15 protein-coding genes are annotated in these 18,291 nt (G+C 51.8%); 13 read left to right on the top strand and 2 right to left on the bottom strand.

The annotated features are described in order from the left end of the window. Positions 1–4: 4 nt before the first annotated feature. Positions 5–1,417, bottom strand: coding sequence for a hypothetical protein (locus CFI03_RS22785; protein WP_127495157.1), 1,413 nt, complete (start codon positions 1,415–1,417; stop codon positions 5–7). 218 nt (positions 1,418–1,635) lie between these two features. On the opposite strand from CFI03_RS22785, the gene CFI03_RS22780 reads away from it, so the two are divergent. After that, positions 1,636–1,914, top strand: coding sequence for a hypothetical protein (locus CFI03_RS22780; protein WP_127495156.1), 279 nt, complete (start codon positions 1,636–1,638; stop codon positions 1,912–1,914). Positions 1,915–2,067: 153 nt separating this feature from the next. Here CFI03_RS22780 and CFI03_RS22775 read toward each other — a convergent pair whose 3' ends face one another. Then, entirely contained in the window at positions 2,068–2,694 is a 627-nt protein-coding gene (locus tag CFI03_RS22775) for a DedA family protein (protein ID WP_248760011.1), read from the bottom strand. Between the two features lie 207 nt (positions 2,695–2,901). On the opposite strand from CFI03_RS22775, the gene CFI03_RS22770 reads away from it, so the two are divergent. The 12 genes from CFI03_RS22770 (at position 2,902) to CFI03_RS22715 (ending at position 18,272) form a co-directional block, all read left to right on the top strand. Further along, positions 2,902–4,317, top strand: a complete 1,416-nt coding sequence (locus CFI03_RS22770) for an MDR family MFS transporter (RefSeq protein WP_248760009.1) — start codon at positions 2,902–2,904, stop codon at positions 4,315–4,317. Positions 4,318–4,340: 23 nt separating this feature from the next. Further along, positions 4,341–5,315 (top strand): serine hydrolase domain-containing protein, encoded by a 975-nt coding sequence (locus tag CFI03_RS22765; protein WP_248760006.1) that lies wholly within the window; start codon positions 4,341–4,343, stop codon positions 5,313–5,315. 81 nt (positions 5,316–5,396) lie between these two features. After that, positions 5,397–7,358, top strand: a complete 1,962-nt coding sequence (locus CFI03_RS22760; protein ID WP_248760004.1) for a stalk domain-containing protein — start codon at positions 5,397–5,399, stop codon at positions 7,356–7,358. A 256-nt stretch (positions 7,359–7,614) separates the two neighbouring features. Continuing rightward, entirely contained in the window at positions 7,615–9,201 is a 1,587-nt protein-coding gene (locus CFI03_RS22755; RefSeq protein ID WP_248760002.1) for a PucR family transcriptional regulator, read from the top strand. Between the two features lie 45 nt (positions 9,202–9,246). Beyond that, entirely contained in the window at positions 9,247–10,572 is a 1,326-nt protein-coding gene (locus tag CFI03_RS22750) for a 5'-deoxyadenosine deaminase (RefSeq protein WP_248760000.1), read from the top strand. Positions 10,573–10,658: 86 nt separating this feature from the next. After that, entirely contained in the window at positions 10,659–11,744 is a 1,086-nt protein-coding gene (locus tag CFI03_RS22745; RefSeq protein WP_248759998.1) for an XdhC family protein, read from the top strand. Next, entirely contained in the window at positions 11,665–12,267 is a 603-nt protein-coding gene (locus CFI03_RS22740; protein ID WP_248759995.1) for a nucleotidyltransferase family protein, read from the top strand. Before CFI03_RS22745 ends, CFI03_RS22740 begins: the two co-directional genes overlap by 80 nt. A 180-nt stretch (positions 12,268–12,447) precedes the next feature. Beyond that, entirely contained in the window at positions 12,448–13,605 is a 1,158-nt protein-coding gene (locus tag CFI03_RS22735; protein WP_127495147.1) for a BMP family ABC transporter substrate-binding protein, read from the top strand. 144 nt (positions 13,606–13,749) lie between these two features. Then, positions 13,750–15,297 (top strand): ABC transporter ATP-binding protein, encoded by a 1,548-nt coding sequence (locus CFI03_RS22730; RefSeq protein WP_248759993.1) that lies wholly within the window; start codon positions 13,750–13,752, stop codon positions 15,295–15,297. Further along, positions 15,294–16,415: an ABC transporter permease gene (locus CFI03_RS22725; protein ID WP_248759991.1), complete on the top strand. Its 1,122-nt coding sequence runs from the start codon at positions 15,294–15,296 to the stop codon at positions 16,413–16,415. The genes CFI03_RS22730 and CFI03_RS22725 overlap by 4 nt, the downstream gene beginning before the upstream one ends. A gap of 16 nt (positions 16,416–16,431) precedes the next feature. After that, complete coding sequence (locus CFI03_RS22720) at positions 16,432–17,361, top strand: ABC transporter permease (protein WP_248759989.1); 930 nt, start codon at positions 16,432–16,434, stop codon at positions 17,359–17,361. A gap of 17 nt (positions 17,362–17,378) precedes the next feature. Further along, complete coding sequence (locus CFI03_RS22715; RefSeq protein WP_248759987.1) at positions 17,379–18,272, top strand: FAD binding domain-containing protein; 894 nt, start codon at positions 17,379–17,381, stop codon at positions 18,270–18,272. Positions 18,273–18,291 lie beyond the last annotated feature (19 nt).

Below are 18,291 nucleotides of genomic sequence, written 5' to 3'. Positions count from 1 at the left end.
AGTGTTAGACCAGAAACATGGCTACAACCGTAGTAACGCAAAGTCCGATAATAACGGGTTTTAGATTACGTCGTGCCAGCTCGAATGGGCTTACGCCGCAAATGGCTGCAGCGGGGATAAGCGCCCACGGTACAAGGGTACCGCCGCCTACCCAGATCGCTGCGACCTGACCCAGAGCGGTCAAGGTGGCTACGCCGGAGCCGATTGCTCCTCCGAACAGATGGGCAATGGAACCCGCCAGCGATATACCCGAGAAGCCGGATCCGTCAAGGCCGGTAACGGCGCCTACCAGCGTCAACGTAACGGAGCCAACCTCGCCATTCACCGGTACATTATTCGCAAGGGCAACGCCAAGGTCGTTGACGATGCCTTGAGAGCCGGCAGGAAGCGTATCTCCGAAGATGGCGGTAAAGCCGGAATCCCCCAGATAGAAGAAGGCCGCGATCGGAATGACGGGGCCAAACACTTTAAAGCCGAACAAGAAGCCTTCAATCAGATAATTCGTTGTTTTCTCCAAGCCTTTGTTCTTATGAGCGAGCATAGTGATGATGAGCAGGATAAAGATCGCAGTACCGCCGACAAGCGCGGTCGCATCGCCGCCTTGCAGGTCCAGCATAAACATGGCCACTACGTCTGCGGCAAACAGCAACGGAATCAGAATGGCAAGCGTCAGCTTTGTACCGTGGGACAGCACGTTTTTGAAAGCAAGATCATCTTCGCCGGTTAGCTCTTTATCGCCTTCCACTTTGGAGATGATGCCATCGTTCCATTTCCCGGTCTTCATATCGCGGCGCATCATCCAGAAAGCCGTAACCGTCGTAACGAGCCCCATTACGATAACAAGCGGAATACTTGCCTCCATGACATCGCTAACCGGCAAGCCGGCCGCGTCGGCCGTCAGTTTTGGGGCGCCTTGAATGATGTAGTCGCCGGACAACGCAATGCCGTGGCCGAACAAGTTCATTGCCATCGCGGCCCCTAATGCGGGAAGACCCACTCTTAGGGCAACCGGCAGCAGCACGGCACCGATCAAAGCTACGGCAGGGGATGGCCAGAAAAACCACGAAGTGACCATCATGATTAAGCCGATTCCCCAAAAGGCCAGGGTAGGCGTCCGCAGGAAGCGGGCGAATGGGGAGATCATCACTTCATTTATGCCAGTCCGGATCAATACCCGGCTCATTGCGACAATTATGGATATAATGAGGATAGTGCCCATTAGTTCTTTAATGGCATAAATAAAGCTGTTAAACACGCCGCTGACCGAGTCGCTCAACGATTCGGTTGCCAGTAGGCCAAGCACAAAGATGCCAACGATGCAAATGAGCGACGTATCTCTGCGCATCACCATAAAACCGATAATGGCGACGATAAAGACGAGATACACCCAATGCAGCGCAACTAAATCAATGGCCATAAAATCACCCTCTCATGGGATACACGGCTTCGGTAACCGCTGCCGTAATGTACAGTATGCAGGGCCGCCCATAGGCGTTCGTCACGGGATCCATGAGAATGTGCTTAACCGGAGTGAACATTTGTTGACGAATGCGGCAAACCGTATACAATTAGAGGACAGGCTATTTTAACCATTTCAATCGCAAACTTGAATGATCGGAAGGAAGTATAGAACAGATGGATAACGTTAAAATTTTGGATGCGTCAATGACTTATACGAAGGAAGAAGGCTATGTTGGCCGCATACAATTCGAAATGACCGGCCAGCCCAATCAATACGAAATGACCATTCACAGCCGGAAAAGAACGGAGTGGGGGTACGGCCTATTTTTCCTTCACGAATCGGGCGACGAGGACCAGCTGCTGGCGGTAGAGGACATGCTCGAGGAGGATGACGAGCTGTTTGATTACCTGGTGAACGCGGCGGAAGAAAAATTGGATCCGAAGTTCAAATAAAAAACCTCCGGCTTCCCTAAGTATAGGGGTCCGGAGGTTTTTACATTAGAATTTCACGTTTCCAAACAATTTGGAAACATAAATTCTAATTGGCGATTAAATCTACCGCTAACCGCGGTTGCTCAACATCGAATGACTTCGATAAAGATTTCATCACATCGGCCTCTCGGCTTTGTCGTTCTTCTTCGCCGTGCGATTGCGAATGTAAAGCCAGGCTGCCGCGCCTGCAACAACGGCAATCAGGGCATAGACGACAATCATGCCGTTATCGGCAATCGAGTCGCCAATCGCTTGCACCCGGTCGCCGACGAACGTACCAAGGATAAAATAGATAAGCGTCCATACAAGCGCGCTTGGATAGGCAAATAACGCAAAACGTCTAAAAGTCATCTTGTTGGTTCCCCCGACAAACGGCATCACATGCCGCAGCACGGGAAGAACTAGGCCGATGCTTAGCGCAAAGCCGCCGTACTTTTCGCTCATGTTTTGAGCTTGATGTATGAATTTATCCATATTCTTTTTTCTCATGAACCAGTCGAACACTTTACTGCCCGCGAACCGGCCGATCGAGTAATTAAAAGTCATCGCCGAGCATATTCCAAGGAATACCATCAGATAAGCCGGCACGGGACTTAAAAGACCCGAAGCAACAAACGCGCCGCCCGTCATAACGACAACTTCGTTCGGAACGGGAAGCCCGATTAAGCCAAGGCACAGTACCAGAAAAAGCGAGACGTAGCCGAACTGATCAATGATGGATACTAAATAATCATATCCCATTTGTTTATTCATCCCTTACATCATCAACGTATTTGATTAAAAAGGCGCTTTTATAAAGCTAACATAAAACATGGCTTTCCGATAGGTCGAAATGGTTGTGTTCTTTGCCAAAAACCGCAAAAACCATTGCTCTTTTCCATGAACAAGTATCATAATAGAGTGTTTCGCATTTTTACCAAGTCATAAGACGTACGGAAAGGAGAAATAATGAGTACAACAACCAATAGACGTACCGTAACCGTTGCCTTGTATGTTGCGACCTTCCTTGCGGCGATAGAAGGAACCATCGTAAGCACGGCTATGCCGAGCATTACCGGTGAATTGCACGGGATCCAGCAATACAGCTGGATTATTTCGATTTATCTGCTTGCAACGGTGATCACGACTCCGATATACGGCAAACTATCCGATCTCTTCGGTCGCAAAAAAATGTTTATCGCCGGAGCGGGTATTTTCCTTCTGGGCTCCATGCTGTCCGGACTTGCCGCCTCCATGCCGCAGCTGATTGCTTTCCGGGCGGTTCAAGGGCTTGGAGCGGGGGCGTTGACCACGATTCCTTACACCATTATCGGCGACTTATACCCCTTCGAGCAACGGGCTAAAGTCCAGGGCTGGATGTCGAGTATTTGGGGCATCGCCGGCATCACGGGACCTCTAGCTGGCGGCTTGCTTGTCGACTACGTGTCCTGGCGGGCCATCTTTTATATGAATCTTCCGTTCGGCATCGTCGCGCTTGTGCTTCTGATGGTGTCGATGAAGGAGGTGTCCGTGAAGCAAAAGCGGCATATTGATTATCCCGGTATCGCTGCTTTTGCGGCAGGGATGTTCGCTTTCCTGTACGCACTGACGATTCTCCGTGAGCCGGATGCCTCTCAATCCATTACCGAAATCATCTTGCTTCTGGCATCCGCGGTGATCCTGCTGACATTGTTCTACTATATTGAAAAGAAGTCGCGCGAGCCGATTATTCCGCTGCAGATTTTTAAAATCCGGACGATAAGCGCCGTGAACGCAATCAGCTTTCTAATATGCGTAATCAACGTGGTTGCGATCTTTTATCTTCCGCTGTGGATTCAAGGCGTACTTGGCGAAAGCGCGACATACTCCGGCATGGCCATGATCCCGCTGTCCATAGGTTGGCCGCTTGGAGCTATTCTAGCCGGTAATTTTATTGCCAAGTATGGCATGCGCCGCATGGCGGTAACGGGCTCGCTCTTTCTCATAGCCGGAAGCGCCGGCTTCATGCTTATGAACGCCCACACCTCCATCGCGCTGTTTATGGTTTATACATGCTTATCCGGTTTGTCGTTTGGCTTATCGTTAACAAGCTTTACCGTCGCGGTAACTTCGGCTGTCAGCTGGGAGCTGCGCGGAGCGGCGGTGGGGAGCAACAACTTCATCCGCACGCTTGGACAGACGGTGGGGATAGCCATGTTCGGACTGCTCCTTAACACCGGGAATACGGAAGCGATTGATGCGCTTAAGCTGGAGCATAGCCTTCACCGGATCTTTATGATCCTGGGCGTCATGTCGGTCGTGGCGCTGCTGTCTATGTTTATGCTGCCAAAAGCCGGCACAGAAGGCAGCCATGCCGCACCGGATGCTGCGGATGCATCCTCTTAGAACCAGAAAGGCTGATAAATGGCATGACAACTTTAATCGATGATCCTTATTTACGTATCGTTGAGCCATCCGTTGCAGGTCTGGATGAATCGAAGCTGGAACGGATGAAGGAATGGCTGGAGCCATGGAAAATGACTTCCGTCATTATTATGCGAGATGACGCGATAGCCTGGGAGTGGCATGCGAAGGGCGAAGATTCGGTTGGGCCGCTCTTATCCTGTACCAAAAGCGTGTTGTCCGCGCTTATCGGAGTTGCCATCGAGGATGGTCATATCCATAGCGTAGATCAGCCTGTTTCGGATTATTTCGAAGGAGCGGCAGACTCATCCATTCGAATCAAGCATTTGCTGACGATGACCTCCGGTTGGGACTGGCCGGACTTCGATAAGCCTTACAAAGCGATGAAAAAAGCTCCTGACCCTATCCGGTTTGTACTTGAGAGATCCATGATAAGCGAACCGGGTAACGCCTATCTCTACAATTCGGGCGGCTCCCATCTTTTATCCGCTATTCTGACGGCAGCTACGGGCCAAAGCGCGCTTGACTACGCCACAAGCCGGCTCTTCCGGCCAATGGGCTTCCGCCAAGCGAAATGGACCTCGCATAAAGGGATTAATGAAGGAGGCACCGGTCTTCAATTATTCGGAAGAGACTTGGCAAAGCTGGGACTTTTGCATTTAAGAGAAGGCGATTGGTTTGGCGAGCGGCTGATTCCGGCTTCATGGGTACAGGAGTCGACAAAACGGCACCATAGAGGACTTCTTCACTACGAACCGCCGATTTACGGGGCTTACGGGTACCACTGGTGGCAGTCGCCAGCCGAGCATAACGGAGCGTTTGACTGCTATTTCGCGTTTGGGCACGGCGGTCAATATTTGCTTGTTGCGCCTGAAGAACGACTGGTTATTGTGCTTCGAAAAGCACTGGCGGGACGAAACGAAGCGGTCAAATCTCGCAATCTTATCTTTGAACATATTGCGGGAGCCTTAAAAAAGTAGGCGGTTTGGTGCAACCTTTTGCTCTGGGATGCGTTTAATCTATGTCTGTTCAAACCATCCCAAAGAGAAAAGGAGAATCCAATGTTTAAGAAAGTCAGCTTAGTTGTCCTTGCCGCATTGATGCTGTTTGCTATACCTATAGCGGCGCAAGGCGCTTCCAACGGTCAGAATCAATTAATTCTTCTTCAAAAAACAAAGCAAATGTACCATAACGGCAAGCTTTACATGGCTGCTCAGCCGCTTACCGAATTGAAAGGCACGACTTATATTTCGGCTACCGCCATCGCAGGCAGACTCGGGGGATCCGTGCTGTACGATGCGAACAAGAAGGAATATGTCCTTCGCAGCGCAACAAACGAACTCCGTTATGCGGCCGGCAAATCCTCCTATACGGTAAATGGTACTCGCGCAACGTTTACGGGCGCGCCTTTTGTACAAAACGGAAGCCTGATGATCCCGCTCCGCTCGGTGCTTCAGCCGTTCGGAATGACATTGTCTACGATTCCGGCACAGAAGAAGATTGTCTTGACTTGGACAACTAAGCCGGTAGCCAAGTTTAACATTGCATCCGGCGTTGTATATGCCGGCCAAACCGAAGTGACCTATGGCGATATGTCGTATTCGCCAAGCGGTGCCGCCATCGTTAACGAGCGTTGGGAAGGCAAACAAACCGTATTCGAGGCAGCAGGATCCTATACGGTAACCAAATGGGTTCAAGATGCAAACGGTGTCTGGAGCGACCCGTATTCGGTGACGATTAACGTACTTCCGCCGAATCTTCCGCCGGAAGCGCGTTTTGCAACGGACAAGTCCTATTACAAAATGGGCGAACTTATTCAATATAATGATATCAGCACCGATGACGAGAACAAGATTACTAAACGCGAGTGGGTTAATAACGCTAAGGCTTTCTTCGAACCAGGCGAACAGACGGTAACGTTGAAGGTAACGGATGCGCATGGCCTTACAAGCGAATTCTCCCAGACGGTTACGATTACGAATGATACGCTGTATACGAAGCAGGAGTTCGACCAGCTATACACGGATCAAGGCGAGAAATTCACGATTGACGGCGCAAGCGTACTTAAGCTTCCTACGCAGCCTTACACCGTTGTCTCGAACGGTCAGCAAACGTTTATCCGAAGCAACAGTCCCGAGATGATTAACGACGAGGGGATTTACTACCAGGATACGGCAAACGGCAATGTCCGTTTCTTGATCCACAATCAGAATAACCGTCCTAATCCGGTTAAGGTTTATATCGTAGCAACCAACGAAAACCCCACGGCGGCTACCGTAACCGATGAGCGTATCGGTCTTGGCGGTCCGGCTCCTTACGTAACCCAGGCAGGCAAAGCCGCAACTGCGAACTACCTGCTGTCGAGAACCGTTAACCCGGTTGGAACGGTAACAACCATTCCCGCGGGACAAAGCCGTGTTGTACTTAGCCCGTTAAGCAGCAAAGAAGTCGTGAACGGCCGCGTCATTACGCTGTATGCGGATGTATCCACTTCCGCGCCAATCAAATTCAGCGTGATCGTGGTAGACGCAAGCAAAGACGTGCTGCAGGCGCTTCCGCAGCTTCCGATTCTGCCTCGCGACGGCAAACACGTACGCGGTACTTTCGAACAAGCGAACCGCAGCATTAACGTTCTGCAGACCATTGGCGATGTTCCTTCCCGCATGATCCTGGCCGACAAAGTAGTGGATACCCGTTTGTCCGGTTTCGATGTATTGACAGGTGACGCGATGTCCAATGACGGCAACAACGGAGCATTGTACGTTCTGAATCTGTGGCATGTAAAACCGCACACGCTTATTGCCTTGAATCCGCGCGGCGGTCATTACGGCGGCGCGTTCCTGATCAACAATAAGCTGGTCTACGCAACAAATACGACCATTCTGAGTAATGCGAACGAAGCAGGCGTCCTTTACCGGACGGGAGATACCGAAGAATCGGTATCGATCGTATTTACGCCGGCATCCGGCAGCAATCTGCCGATCAACCTTCTGTTCCTGCCATTGCCGGAAGTTAAACAATAATTGAAGGTAAGAAAAAATGCCGATAAGAGCAAATTTGCTTTTATCGGCATTTTTTGCGTTCTGATGCGTTATATATATGTTAGATTTAAAAGAGTGCAGCCAGAATATAAGATGATATAGAGTTTGGATGACTAGATTAAGAGTTTACATGGTTAATTATATTTACATAACTATTGATAAAAGGAAATCTCTGATTTATGATGTTATATAAAATGACACGATAAATGTGTTTACAAGGTGATCGGAGGTGCGCGCTATGCATTTGACAGTGGAACAGGCGCTGAACGTTTTTCCTTTATCGGAAGGGAAACTGGTTGCCGGAACGGCAGGGCGCAATCGGATCGTGAGATCCGTCAATGTGATGGATGCTCCGGATATTACCGATTGGATCAAGGAAGGAGAAATGCTGTTTACGACCGCCTACCTGATCAAGGACCATCCACAGGATGCGACGGAGCTGCTAGTTAAGCTGAACCAGCGCGGCTCGTCGGGCCTTGGGATCAAGCTAGGCCGGTTCTGGGACGCGATCCCCGAACAGTTGATTGCTTTCGCCAATGAACTGGGGTTTCCTCTTATAGAGCTTCCTTATCAATTCACGTTCTCCGATCAGATGAGCGGCTTGTTCAAGGAAGAACTCAGGCGCAATACCGGCGTGCTGCAGGATATTTTCGACAAACAGGTCCGGCTGATGAGGATGGCTCTCAAGACGGACCATATTAACGAATTGTTTGATGCGGTAGCGGATATTATCGGATTCCCGATGGCGATTGTTGGCTCAAGGGGACAGATCGTATACAACAGCTCGCAGGTGGCTGATACGGAATTAACCGGCAGTTGGCCATGGCCGCAGCAGCAGAAATGGATGAAGAGCAAGCAGTGGCAGGCTTTTCGAATTCCGCTTATGAAGCAATCCCGCTGTACGGGATTTGTTTTGTTTTTTAACCCGCAGCTATTTCTCTCAACTATTGAAGAAAGTCTCTATTTGCAGGCGGCGGAGCTATTATCCTATCAAATGAATTTTAATTACGAGGATTATTTCGAGTTGTCCGTGCAAAAGGATTTTGGCGTACTGATCAAACGCTATTTGAGAAACGGATTGCCGATCGATAAGGTTGTCGAATATGCGGATCGCTGGGAGCTCGAGGTTTTCCAAAGCCATTATGTCTGCGTACTCAGCGATATTGCTCATGCTTCCGCGCTGCAACGGTCTGAGAAGCTCGAGAAGCTGAAATCGGATTTTTTAAGCCACGCGAAACTTCAAGAATGGAAAGGCATGCATATTGTAATGGAAGAGGGGCTTTTATCCGTTTTTCCCGAGTCTGAAGGGCAAGCGGAAGGTAGTCTTATGTCCGCGTTAAACGCATGCTTTGCATCTATTCAGCGGGAGTGCGGCGAGAGTCCCCGGGCGGCGGTCAGCTGCCGGAAAAAACGGGCAGATCAGCTTTACGAAGCTTTTGACGAGTGCAGGCAGACCCAAAGGCTTGCTACCGAATGGGGAGTCGGGCAATCCATTACTTCCTTTGATACAATGGATTTGGCGATCGTGTTCGAGCATGTATCGAAGGACCGGATGGAGGCCTTCTGCAACCGCTGGCTGGGCGGACTTGTAAACAAGGACCCGGATTACGCAAGCGAAATGCTTCGCACGCTAGAGACCTATTTGGAGCAGGATGGCCAGTTAAACGAAACAGCGAAGAAGCTGTATATTCACCGCAACACGGCAACTTACCGGATCGAGAAGCTGAGCGAAATATTAGGGGTGGATTTCAAGAAAATGAATGATCTTCTCAGGCTCAAAATCGCTTTCTTGTTCCGCAAGCTGTTAATTAACGAACAATCATAATCAACTATTATCAATCCACTGTGCTACAACAAAGGAGCGGAACATATGAGTTCGACTTTGATCCGAAATGCCGTTATTATGACGATGAATGCATCAGATGATATTTTAATTGGCGACGTGCTTGTAAAAGACAACAAGATCGCTCAGATTGGTCCGAATATTCAGGAAAATGAAGTTGACCGCGTCATCGATGCCGGAGGCAAGGTGCTGCTGCCCGGCTTCATTCAAACGCATATTCACCTGTGCCAGACTCTATTCCGCGGAAGAGCGGATGATCTGGAGCTGATTGACTGGCTGAGACAGCGGATCTGGCCCCTTGAAGCCGCGCATAATGAAGAATCGGTCTATTATTCGGCCCTGTTGGGTATTGGAGAACTGATTAGAAGCGGCACAACGACCATTCTTGATATGGAGACCGTTAATCATACGGAGTCCGCGTTCCAAGCGATTCTCGAGAGCGGGATTCGAGCCGTCTCCGGCAAAGTGATGATGGATTACGGAACGGAGGTTCCGCTCCCGCTCCAGGAGAAGACGGAGCAGTCTCTGAAGGAAAGCGTGGAGCTGCTGGAGAAGTGGCACGGAGCTGCCGGCGGACGGATCGAATACGCTTTTTGCCCGCGGTTCGTTGTCTCCTGTACGGAAGAGCTTCTTATTGGCGTAAGGGATTTATCCGCGCAATACGGCGTAAAGGTACATACCCATGCGTCGGAAAACAGGGAAGAGATCTCAATCGTCGAATCCGAACGCGGCATGCGAAACGTGATTTATCTGGATCATATCGGTCTTGCGCGTCCGAATCTTATTCTGGCGCACAGCATTTGGCTGGATGAAGAGGAAAAGCGGATTATCAAGGAGCGGGGCGTAAAGGTTACGCACTGCCCGGGCTCAAACCTGAAGCTTGCATCCGGTGTGGCGCAGGTTCCCGAATTGCTGCGTGAAGGGATCGATATCGGCATCGGCGCGGACGGTGCGCCTTGCAATAATAATCTGGATATGTTCCAGGAGATGCGGCTTACGGCTTTTATCCAGAAGGTACAGCATGGTCCAACCGTCATGAACGCAAAGACCGTGCTTCGCATGGCGACCATGGGTGGAGCTCACGTTCTCGGGCTGGAGGAGAAAATAGGCAGCATCGAGGTTGGCAAGCTTGCTGATCTGCAGCTGCTTGATCTGGAAGACTTCCATGTCTATCCTTCATTTGATGCGGACTGGTACTCCAGAGTGGTCTACGCGGCTACGCGCGGCGATGTCGATACCGTGATGATTGACGGGCAGCTCGTAATGGAGAACAGAATCATGAAGACGGTTGATAAGCCGCTCGTGTTGCGCGAGGCAGACCGAACGTTGAAGGAGCTGTTGGCAAGACTCTAATCAACCGGTTAAGTGATTGTTCTTTCTGCAAATGCCTGCTCGGCAAGCTGCTTTGCGAAACTATACGCTTTCAGGAGGGGTTGCCGATGGACATGATTAACATCCTGCGAACGATCCGGCGGCTTGATCAGCCGGCAGTCCTGGCAACCATTATCGCGGTTGAGGGGCACGCATACCGAAAGGCCGGAGCAGCCATGCTTCTCCCGCTAAGCGGAGATACCGTCGGAACGGTTAGTCCGGGCTGTATCGAATCCGATCTCCTGGAGCGGGTTCCCTCCATTTGGGAAGCGAACCGGTATGAGATTGCGGAATATAACATGGACCCGGACGACGATCCCATCTGGGGAGAAGCGGTTGGCTGCGGCGGAGTTATCCGCGTGCTTCTTGAGCCGATAGAAGGAACGCTCCGGACCATTCTGACGGATGCTCTGGATCTGCTCGATAGAGGCAGGGAGGTTCAGCTTGTGCGCAGGCTGAAGGGGGAAGAGCTCTGTTATGAGCTTTCGGCGGAAGAGGTTATACCGCTGCCTTCCGGTCAGTCCGGCTACGACTGGCAGTTTAGTCTTCATTTAACGAATAGGCAACGGGTTATTCTGTTTGGCGCAGGTCCGGATGCCGTTCCCATCTATCAACTCTTGGCGCAAAGCAGTTTTCACGTTATCGTCGCGGACTGGCGTCCGCGTTTGTTGGCTGATTATCAGGGCGCCGAGCATTATCTTGGCACGCCGGAGCAGCTCAAAGAAATGCTGCTTCTGGATACCGAGGATGCTATTATCGTCTGCAGCCATCATCTCCGTTACGACCGGGAAATGATCGAATGGGCATTAACGTCAAACTCAAAGTATATAGGAGTAATGGGTTCAACCAAGCGGATTGGCATGCTGTTTGATGGGGATGCCCCGCCTGTTAACGTGAAGGCCCCTGTCGGATTATCGATTGGAGCTGAGGGGCCTTACGAGATTGCGGTCAGTATTGCCGCGGAATTAATCGCTTTGCGATATCAATGGCGGAATAAGCAAAAGGCCGATCGGCAAAAGGAGGAACGGCATGAACCTATCCGCAATATATTTGGCGGCAGGACAGAGCAGCCGAATGGGCAAGCCGAAGCTGCCGCTCGAGCTTTCGCCGGGCGTAGCGCTCGGCAGTCTGGCGCTTCGTGCTCTCTTGGCTAGCGGAATTGGACGGATACACCTTGTGGTCCGTCCGGATGATCCGTTAACATGGCTGCAGGATCTTAGGGAAAGCTCGCTATACGCACCTCAATTAAATATCGTCGTCTGCGAAGAAGCAAGTCTCGGCATGTCTTATTCCATTCGTGCCGGTGTAGACGCCGCGCTATCCAGCCTGCCGGTTCCCGATGCTGTCGTCATTGGGCTTGGCGACCAACCTTTTGTCACGGCTGCCATGGTGCGGCGTCTTCTTGTTGTTATGGAGGAAAATCCGGGCCTGGATTTTGCCGCATCCTCTATGCGGGGAGTCGTTATGCCTCCAGCCGTTATTCGTCATACCATGTATAAGGCGCTTCGGGGATTGAAAGGGGATATGGGAGCGCGCAAGCTGTTTGCGTCTCCGGATTATACCGGAGAAATCGTTGAATTCGGCGAAGAGGCTGCTGAATTGCTGCTTGATGTAGATGATGAGGACAGTCTTGGGCAGGCAGTTAGGCGATACCGCCAAATCCGAGGCCGGAGATAAAAATGTGATCTTTTGTTACATGGATGTCATCAGACGTGCATCATGCACAATGAGTTTTTGTTATTTTATCTGTCTTTCCAATCTCATGTTAGATATATTGACGTGTTGGTTACGCGGAAGTATATTGAGACTACATCATCCGTTGGTCATGATGATGATAGAGAGTTGGGGAGGAACCATATGAAACATTTTGCAAAAGCACGTACAGTGGGGTTGGCATTGCTCGTATTTATGGTCGTTATTTTATCTGCTTGTTCCAGTAACAGCAATAACAAAACAAACGAAACGGCAAGCGGCGGCAATACACAGACATCTACAGAGCCGTCGGCAACAGATAGCGGCAAGAAGCTGCCGCGGGTCGCTTTCGTTTACATCGGACCTCCCGGAGACGGCGGTTGGACCTTCGAGCATGATAACGGCAGGAAGTACATGGAAGAGAAGCTTGGCATTAAAGCTGACACGGTGGAAAACGTACCGGAAAGCGCGGACGCGGAACGCGTTATTACGGAACTGGCTCAAAACCACGACATTATTTTCACGACAAGCTTTGGTTACATGGATCCGACGCTAAATGTGGCGAAGAAGTTCCCGAACGTAAAGTTCATGCATACGGCCGGCTACAAAACGGCGGACAACATGAGCACCTACTTCGGCAAAAACTATGAAGCCAGCTACCTGACAGGTATAGCGGCAGGGAAAATGACGAAGTCGAATGTCATCGGTTACGTTGGCGCATTCCCGATTCCCGAAGTTATTTATAACATCAATGCCTTTGCGCTTGGCATTCAAAGCGTCAATCCGGACGCGAAAGTAGACGTCGTATGGAGCAACACCTGGTACGATCCAACCGCAGAACGCCAAGCGGCGATCAGCTTGCTGGATAAAGGCGCGGACGTCCTGCTCGCTTATCAGGATTCCCCGGCAACCCTTCAGGCAGCTGCCGAACGCGGCGCGCTGGCAGGCGGCAACGACTCCGACATGACCCGTTACGCACCGGATGCTTACTTAACGAACCCGACTTGGAACTGGGGCCCTTATTATACGAAGGTCGTGCAATCCGTGATCGACGGAACCTGGAAGAGCGAGCAATTCTCCGGCGATATGGTGGACGGCATGGTTGGCCTCGCTCCGCTTGGACCTAGCATTCCTGACGACGTGAAGAAGCTGGTAGAGGATGCAAAAGCGAAAATCATCAGCGGCGAGCTGGACGTATTCAGCGGTCCGATCACCGATGCATCCGGCGCAGCCAAGCAGGAAGCGGGGCAAACGATGAGCCTGGAGCAAATTCTGGAGATGAACTGGTTCGTCAAAGGCGTAGAAGGAACCATTCCTCAATAGCCTTCAGCCAGCCAAAACTGCCGATCAACAAATCCCTTGCTAAAGGGATTTGTTGATTTATTGGCCTCCATCTCATCCAAAATTATCACAAGAGGCCGGAAAAAAGGCCCGCTTGTGTGACAATTCTTTTAAGGAGGAAACGGAATGCTCGAAACCTACTCCGTAGAAATGCAGCGTATCGTCAAGCAGTTCGGCTCCGTTGTCGCGAATGACCAGGTCGATTTCAAGGCGAAGGCAGGAGAGATTCACGCCTTGCTAGGAGAAAACGGAGCCGGCAAAAGCACGATGATGTGCATGCTGTCCGGCGTCTATCGTCCAACTAGCGGCGAGATCTATATCCAAGGCGAAAAAGTAAAAATCCGCTCGCCCAAGGATGCCATGAAGCTTGGCATCGGGATGGTGTTTCAAAACTTTCGTCTCGTTCAGACCTTAACGGCTGCCGAGAACATTATTTTAGGCGAGAAATCCTCCTTCTGGCGCGGCCCGGGCTGGATGAAGAAGAAGCAGGAAGAGATTGAGGCGATAGCGTTCAAATTCGGGCTAACCTTCCCGGTGGACCGCCCGATCTGGCAGCTGTCCGTAGGAGAGCAGCAGCGGGTGGAGATCGTCAAGACGCTGTATCGCGGCGCCGATCTTATTATTCTGGACGAACCAACGTCGGTTCTTACGCCAGGCGAAGCGGAGCAGCTGTTCGTCACGCTTGCGCAGATGAAGGCGGAAGGCAAGACCGTTATTATTACGACTCATAAATTAAAGGAAGTTATGGCGATCTCCGACAGCATATCGATTATGAGGAAAGGCAAACTCACTCATACGATGATGAAAACCGAGACGAACGAACGCGAGCTTGCGAGGTTAATGGTTGGCAAGGAGCTGACCGTTCAAAAGCCGCTTGCCAGCCGTCCGAAAGGCAAGCCGCTCCTGATCGTTGATCAGCTTGATGTATATGCCGATCATGGAAGAAAGGCTTTGAACCGGATGGAATTCCAGGTGCATGAAGGCGAGATCGTTGGGGTTGCGGGCGTAGCGGGCAACGGCCAGAAGGAGCTGGCGGAGGTGTTGACAGGACTTCGGGCATGGCGCAAAGGCAGCATTACCTTTAACGGCAGCCCGCTGAAGAACGCTTCGGTTCGCGGAGCGATCGAAGCGCGTATCGCCCATGTGCCGGAGAACCGAATGAAGAGCGGTCTTGCCGGCAGCCTGGGCATTGTTGACAACCTGCTGTTCAAATCCTATCGCACAAGCGATCGCTCCCGCTTCGGCTTCCTTCGCTCGCGGGCGAATCGAAGCTGGTCGCAGTCGCTGGTAGAGCAGTTCGATGTCAAAACTCCGGGACTGGATGCGCCTGTAAGACAGCTATCCGGCGGCAATCAGCAGAAGCTGCTTTTTGCCAGGGAAGTTGAGCAGGATCCGCTCTTTATGGTGGCCGTTCACCCTACGCAAGGGCTGGATGTCGGAGCAACGGAAGGCGTACACCGGTTACTTACGGAGATGCGCGGACAAGGCAAAAGCATCCTTCTTATTTCGGAAGATCTCGATGAGGTTATGCAGCTGTCCGACCGCATATTAGTAATCTATAACGGCCGAATGGTCGGCGAATTGGCGCGAGGGGAAGCGACCCGCGAACAGATCGGCTTATACATGGCCGGCGTTCGGGAAACGGATGACACGGAGGAGGAGAAGGTCGTATGAGCAAGCAGCCGGTACAAAGCGCTTTAGCCATCGAACAACCGGATACACCAACACGCCGCAGCAAGCTGCTGTCTCTTCGAATCGAGCTGGATCCGTCCAGAAAAGAAAGCCCGTGGTGGATGACCATCGTCTCTATCCTGCTTGCTTTAGTCTTCTGCGGCATCTTTATCGCAGCTAACGGCATGAATCCGATTACGGTTTATTCGAAAATGATTACCGGGGCGTTCGGAACCTCATTCGGCATAACGGAAACGCTCGTGAAGTCCATCCCGCTTCTCCTGTGCGGTATCGGGGTTGCGATTGCTTACCGCATCTCGGTCTGGAATATCGGGGCGGAGGGGCAGTTCCTCGCCGGAGCGATGGCGGCGACGGCGGTAACGGTCTATTTTCCGAATATGCCCGTATACCTCGTGATTCCCGCGATGGTCGTGTTCAGTATACTAGGCGGCGGGATTTGGGGACTGTTGACTGCAATCCCAAGGACGTATTTCCAGGTAAACGAGCTAATTACGTCTCTCATGCTTAACTATGTGGCCCTGCTGGCGTTGAACTACTTCGTCTTTGGTCCCTGGAAGGATCCGAAGGGCTTTAATTTCCCGGGTACTCCGGTATTCACGGATGCGCAGTCGCTTCCGGTGCTTGGGGATACAAGGCTGCATCTTGGTCTCTTGTTTGCCATTGTTGCTGTTCTTCTGTACGCCTTCCTTATGAAATATACCCGCTGGGGTTACGAGCTCCGCTTGATTGGCGCGAACCCGGAAGCGGCGAAAAACGCCGGCATCAAGATCAGCCGCCATATTCTGCTCGTAATGCTGATTAGCGGCGGAATGGCCGGGCTCGCCGGAATGGCGGAAGTATCGGGCGTCACTCACCGCCTCATGTATGGAATATCACCGGGCTACGGGTATACGGCGATTATCGTGGCTTGGCTTGCGAAGCTGAATCCTCTCGGTCTTGTCGTTTCATCGTTCCTGTTCGGCGGACTTATCGTGGGCGGCTTCAGCGTTCAAACGATTGGCCTTCCGTCTTCCATCTCGTCCATGATCCAAGGGGCGATCCTGTTCTTCCTCATTGCAGGCAGCATGGCCAGCAAATTCCGTATCCGGAGAAACGCGTAGAAGGGATGTGTAGACCATGGATATATTCGTTCAAATCATTGTAGCAGCCATCTCTTCCGGCACGCCTCTCTTATTCGCCACGCTTGGAGGCATCCTGATCGAACGGTCAGGCATTATCCAGCTCGGCGCGGAAGGTCTAATGCTGATGGGGGCCGTCATAGCCTGTATGACATACCTGCATACCGGCAGCCTGGCCTTAACCCTGCTGGCCGCCTGCGCGATAAGCGCCGTGCTGGGCATCGTCCATGCCTTTATGTGCGTGACGCTTCGGGCCAATCAGATTGTCAGCGGCCTGGCTTTAACGTTATTCGGAACCGGGCTTAGCGCTTATCTTGGCAAAAGCATTACCGGACAGCCGGTAGCGGGCGCGGTTCCGAAGGTAAACCTGAATTGGCTTGAAGATGTACCCGTAATTGGCGGAATATTCGCTCATCTCGATATTTTAACCTGGTTCAGCTTTGTTCTCGTTATCGTCTTGCACTTATATATTCACCGCACCTCATGGGGCCTTCATCTAAGAGCGATTGGCGATAATCCGCCAACGGCCGACGTGATGGGGATCCGGGTACAAACATTCCGTTACGGTTATATCATCATTGGCTCCATGTTGATCGGTCTTGCCGGCGCGGATCTGCTGATGGTGTATTCGCCAACCTGGATTGAAGGCATGACGGCAGGCAGAGGCTGGATCGCCGTGGCTCTCATTATTTTCGCAAGATGGAATCCGGTCCGCGCTCTGTTTTGCGCTTACTTCTTCGGCGCGCTGGACACCATCGGCTTCCGCATTCAACTGATCGGAAGCGAGATTCCATCCTATTTCCTGAAGATGATTCCTTACATTGTAACGATTCTGGTTCTGATGTTCCTTGGCTGGCGCAACCGCAATAAGCCTTCGGGCTCGCCGGAGTCGCTGGGTACACCGTATATTCGCGAACAAAGATTTTAACGGAAGGGGATGGCGTTATGGCTGCAAATGCACAAGGAGTGGCGGAAGCACCTTTCGTCTGGCATCCGGCAACCGCCGAGGAAGCTTGGCAGCTTAAGGCAACGCTTGGAGCTGAGGGCGTGTTCACCGCAGGAGGCACGCTGCTGCGCACGCAATGGGAATCGGGGCTGGCGGCCATGCCGAACCATCTGATCGACATCGGGGCAATTCAAGAACTGCATGGACCACGGACGGACAGCGAGACCGGAACAGTCTGCTTCGGAGCCATGACGACACTATCGGAAATACGAACCAGCCCGCTTGTAAATGCGAGTTTCCCGCTTCTGACGGAAGCAGCGCGCAGCATCGCCGCACCGTCTATCCGCAATCTGGCAACGATCGGCGGCAATGTACTGTCGATTGTGGGCGACTCGATACCGGCCTTGCTCGTTTATGATCCGGTGCTGCATTGGCACGACGGCTCAAGCGGGCTTGAGGAGTCTTTATCGGAATGGCTGTCTACCGCGGCGGTGCATCCGGTCTGGAAAGAACGTCTGCTTCTCTCGGTTGCGCTGACACCGCCAACCTTGAATTCGAATACGAAGCGATTCGTCGCTTACCATAAAGTCGGCAGAAGAGATGCTTTTACCCCTTCCGTCGTAACCGCCGCATTCAGCATACAGCTCGATTCGGACAACCGGCTGGGCGATGTGCGGCTCGCGCTTGGCGGCGGGCAGACCATCCCGCATCGACTGGAGACGGTGGAACAATTTTTGACCGGGAAGCCGGCCGATAAGAAGACCATTACTGAGGTTTATTCCATGATTCTCGAGCATTACGAGCCGAAAGGAGATGCTTTTGTCCCGGTCAGTTACCGGAAGAAAGCAGCGGCGAATCTGATTGCTTCGGAATTGTGGAAAGCGGCAAAGTAATGCAGCTGTTAAAGAGAGG

This window comes from Paenibacillus sp. ATY16, from assembly GCF_003399985.2.
Lineage (GTDB): Bacteria > Bacillota > Bacilli > Paenibacillales > Paenibacillaceae > Pristimantibacillus > Pristimantibacillus glycanilyticus.
The sequence above is the reverse complement of the archived record's forward strand: the minus strand, read 5'-3'. Positions and strand labels throughout refer to the sequence as shown.

Bases quoted from the DNA above. Each gene is read 5' to 3' on its own strand.
- CFI03_RS22785 (WP_127495157.1), bottom strand. From the start codon at position 1,417: ATGGCCATTGATTTAGTTGCGCTGCATTGGGTGTATCTCGTCTTTATC.
- CFI03_RS22780 (WP_127495156.1), top strand. From the start codon at position 1,636: ATGGATAACGTTAAAATTTTGGATGCGTCAATGACTTATACGAAGGAA.
- CFI03_RS22775 (WP_248760011.1), bottom strand. From the start codon at position 2,694: ATGGGATATGATTATTTAGTATCCATCATTGATCAGTTCGGCTACGTC.
- CFI03_RS22770 (WP_248760009.1), top strand. From the start codon at position 2,902: ATGAGTACAACAACCAATAGACGTACCGTAACCGTTGCCTTGTATGTT.
- CFI03_RS22765 (WP_248760006.1), top strand. From the start codon at position 4,341: ATGACAACTTTAATCGATGATCCTTATTTACGTATCGTTGAGCCATCC.
- CFI03_RS22760 (WP_248760004.1), top strand. From the start codon at position 5,397: ATGTTTAAGAAAGTCAGCTTAGTTGTCCTTGCCGCATTGATGCTGTTT.
- CFI03_RS22755 (WP_248760002.1), top strand. From the start codon at position 7,615: ATGCATTTGACAGTGGAACAGGCGCTGAACGTTTTTCCTTTATCGGAA.
- CFI03_RS22750 (WP_248760000.1), top strand. From the start codon at position 9,247: ATGAGTTCGACTTTGATCCGAAATGCCGTTATTATGACGATGAATGCA.
- CFI03_RS22745 (WP_248759998.1), top strand. From the start codon at position 10,659: ATGGACATGATTAACATCCTGCGAACGATCCGGCGGCTTGATCAGCCG.
- CFI03_RS22740 (WP_248759995.1), top strand. From the start codon at position 11,665: ATGGGCAAGCCGAAGCTGCCGCTCGAGCTTTCGCCGGGCGTAGCGCTC.
- CFI03_RS22735 (WP_127495147.1), top strand. From the start codon at position 12,448: ATGAAACATTTTGCAAAAGCACGTACAGTGGGGTTGGCATTGCTCGTA.
- CFI03_RS22730 (WP_248759993.1), top strand. From the start codon at position 13,750: ATGCTCGAAACCTACTCCGTAGAAATGCAGCGTATCGTCAAGCAGTTC.
- CFI03_RS22725 (WP_248759991.1), top strand. From the start codon at position 15,294: ATGAGCAAGCAGCCGGTACAAAGCGCTTTAGCCATCGAACAACCGGAT.
- CFI03_RS22720 (WP_248759989.1), top strand. From the start codon at position 16,432: ATGGATATATTCGTTCAAATCATTGTAGCAGCCATCTCTTCCGGCACG.
- CFI03_RS22715 (WP_248759987.1), top strand. From the start codon at position 17,379: ATGGCTGCAAATGCACAAGGAGTGGCGGAAGCACCTTTCGTCTGGCAT.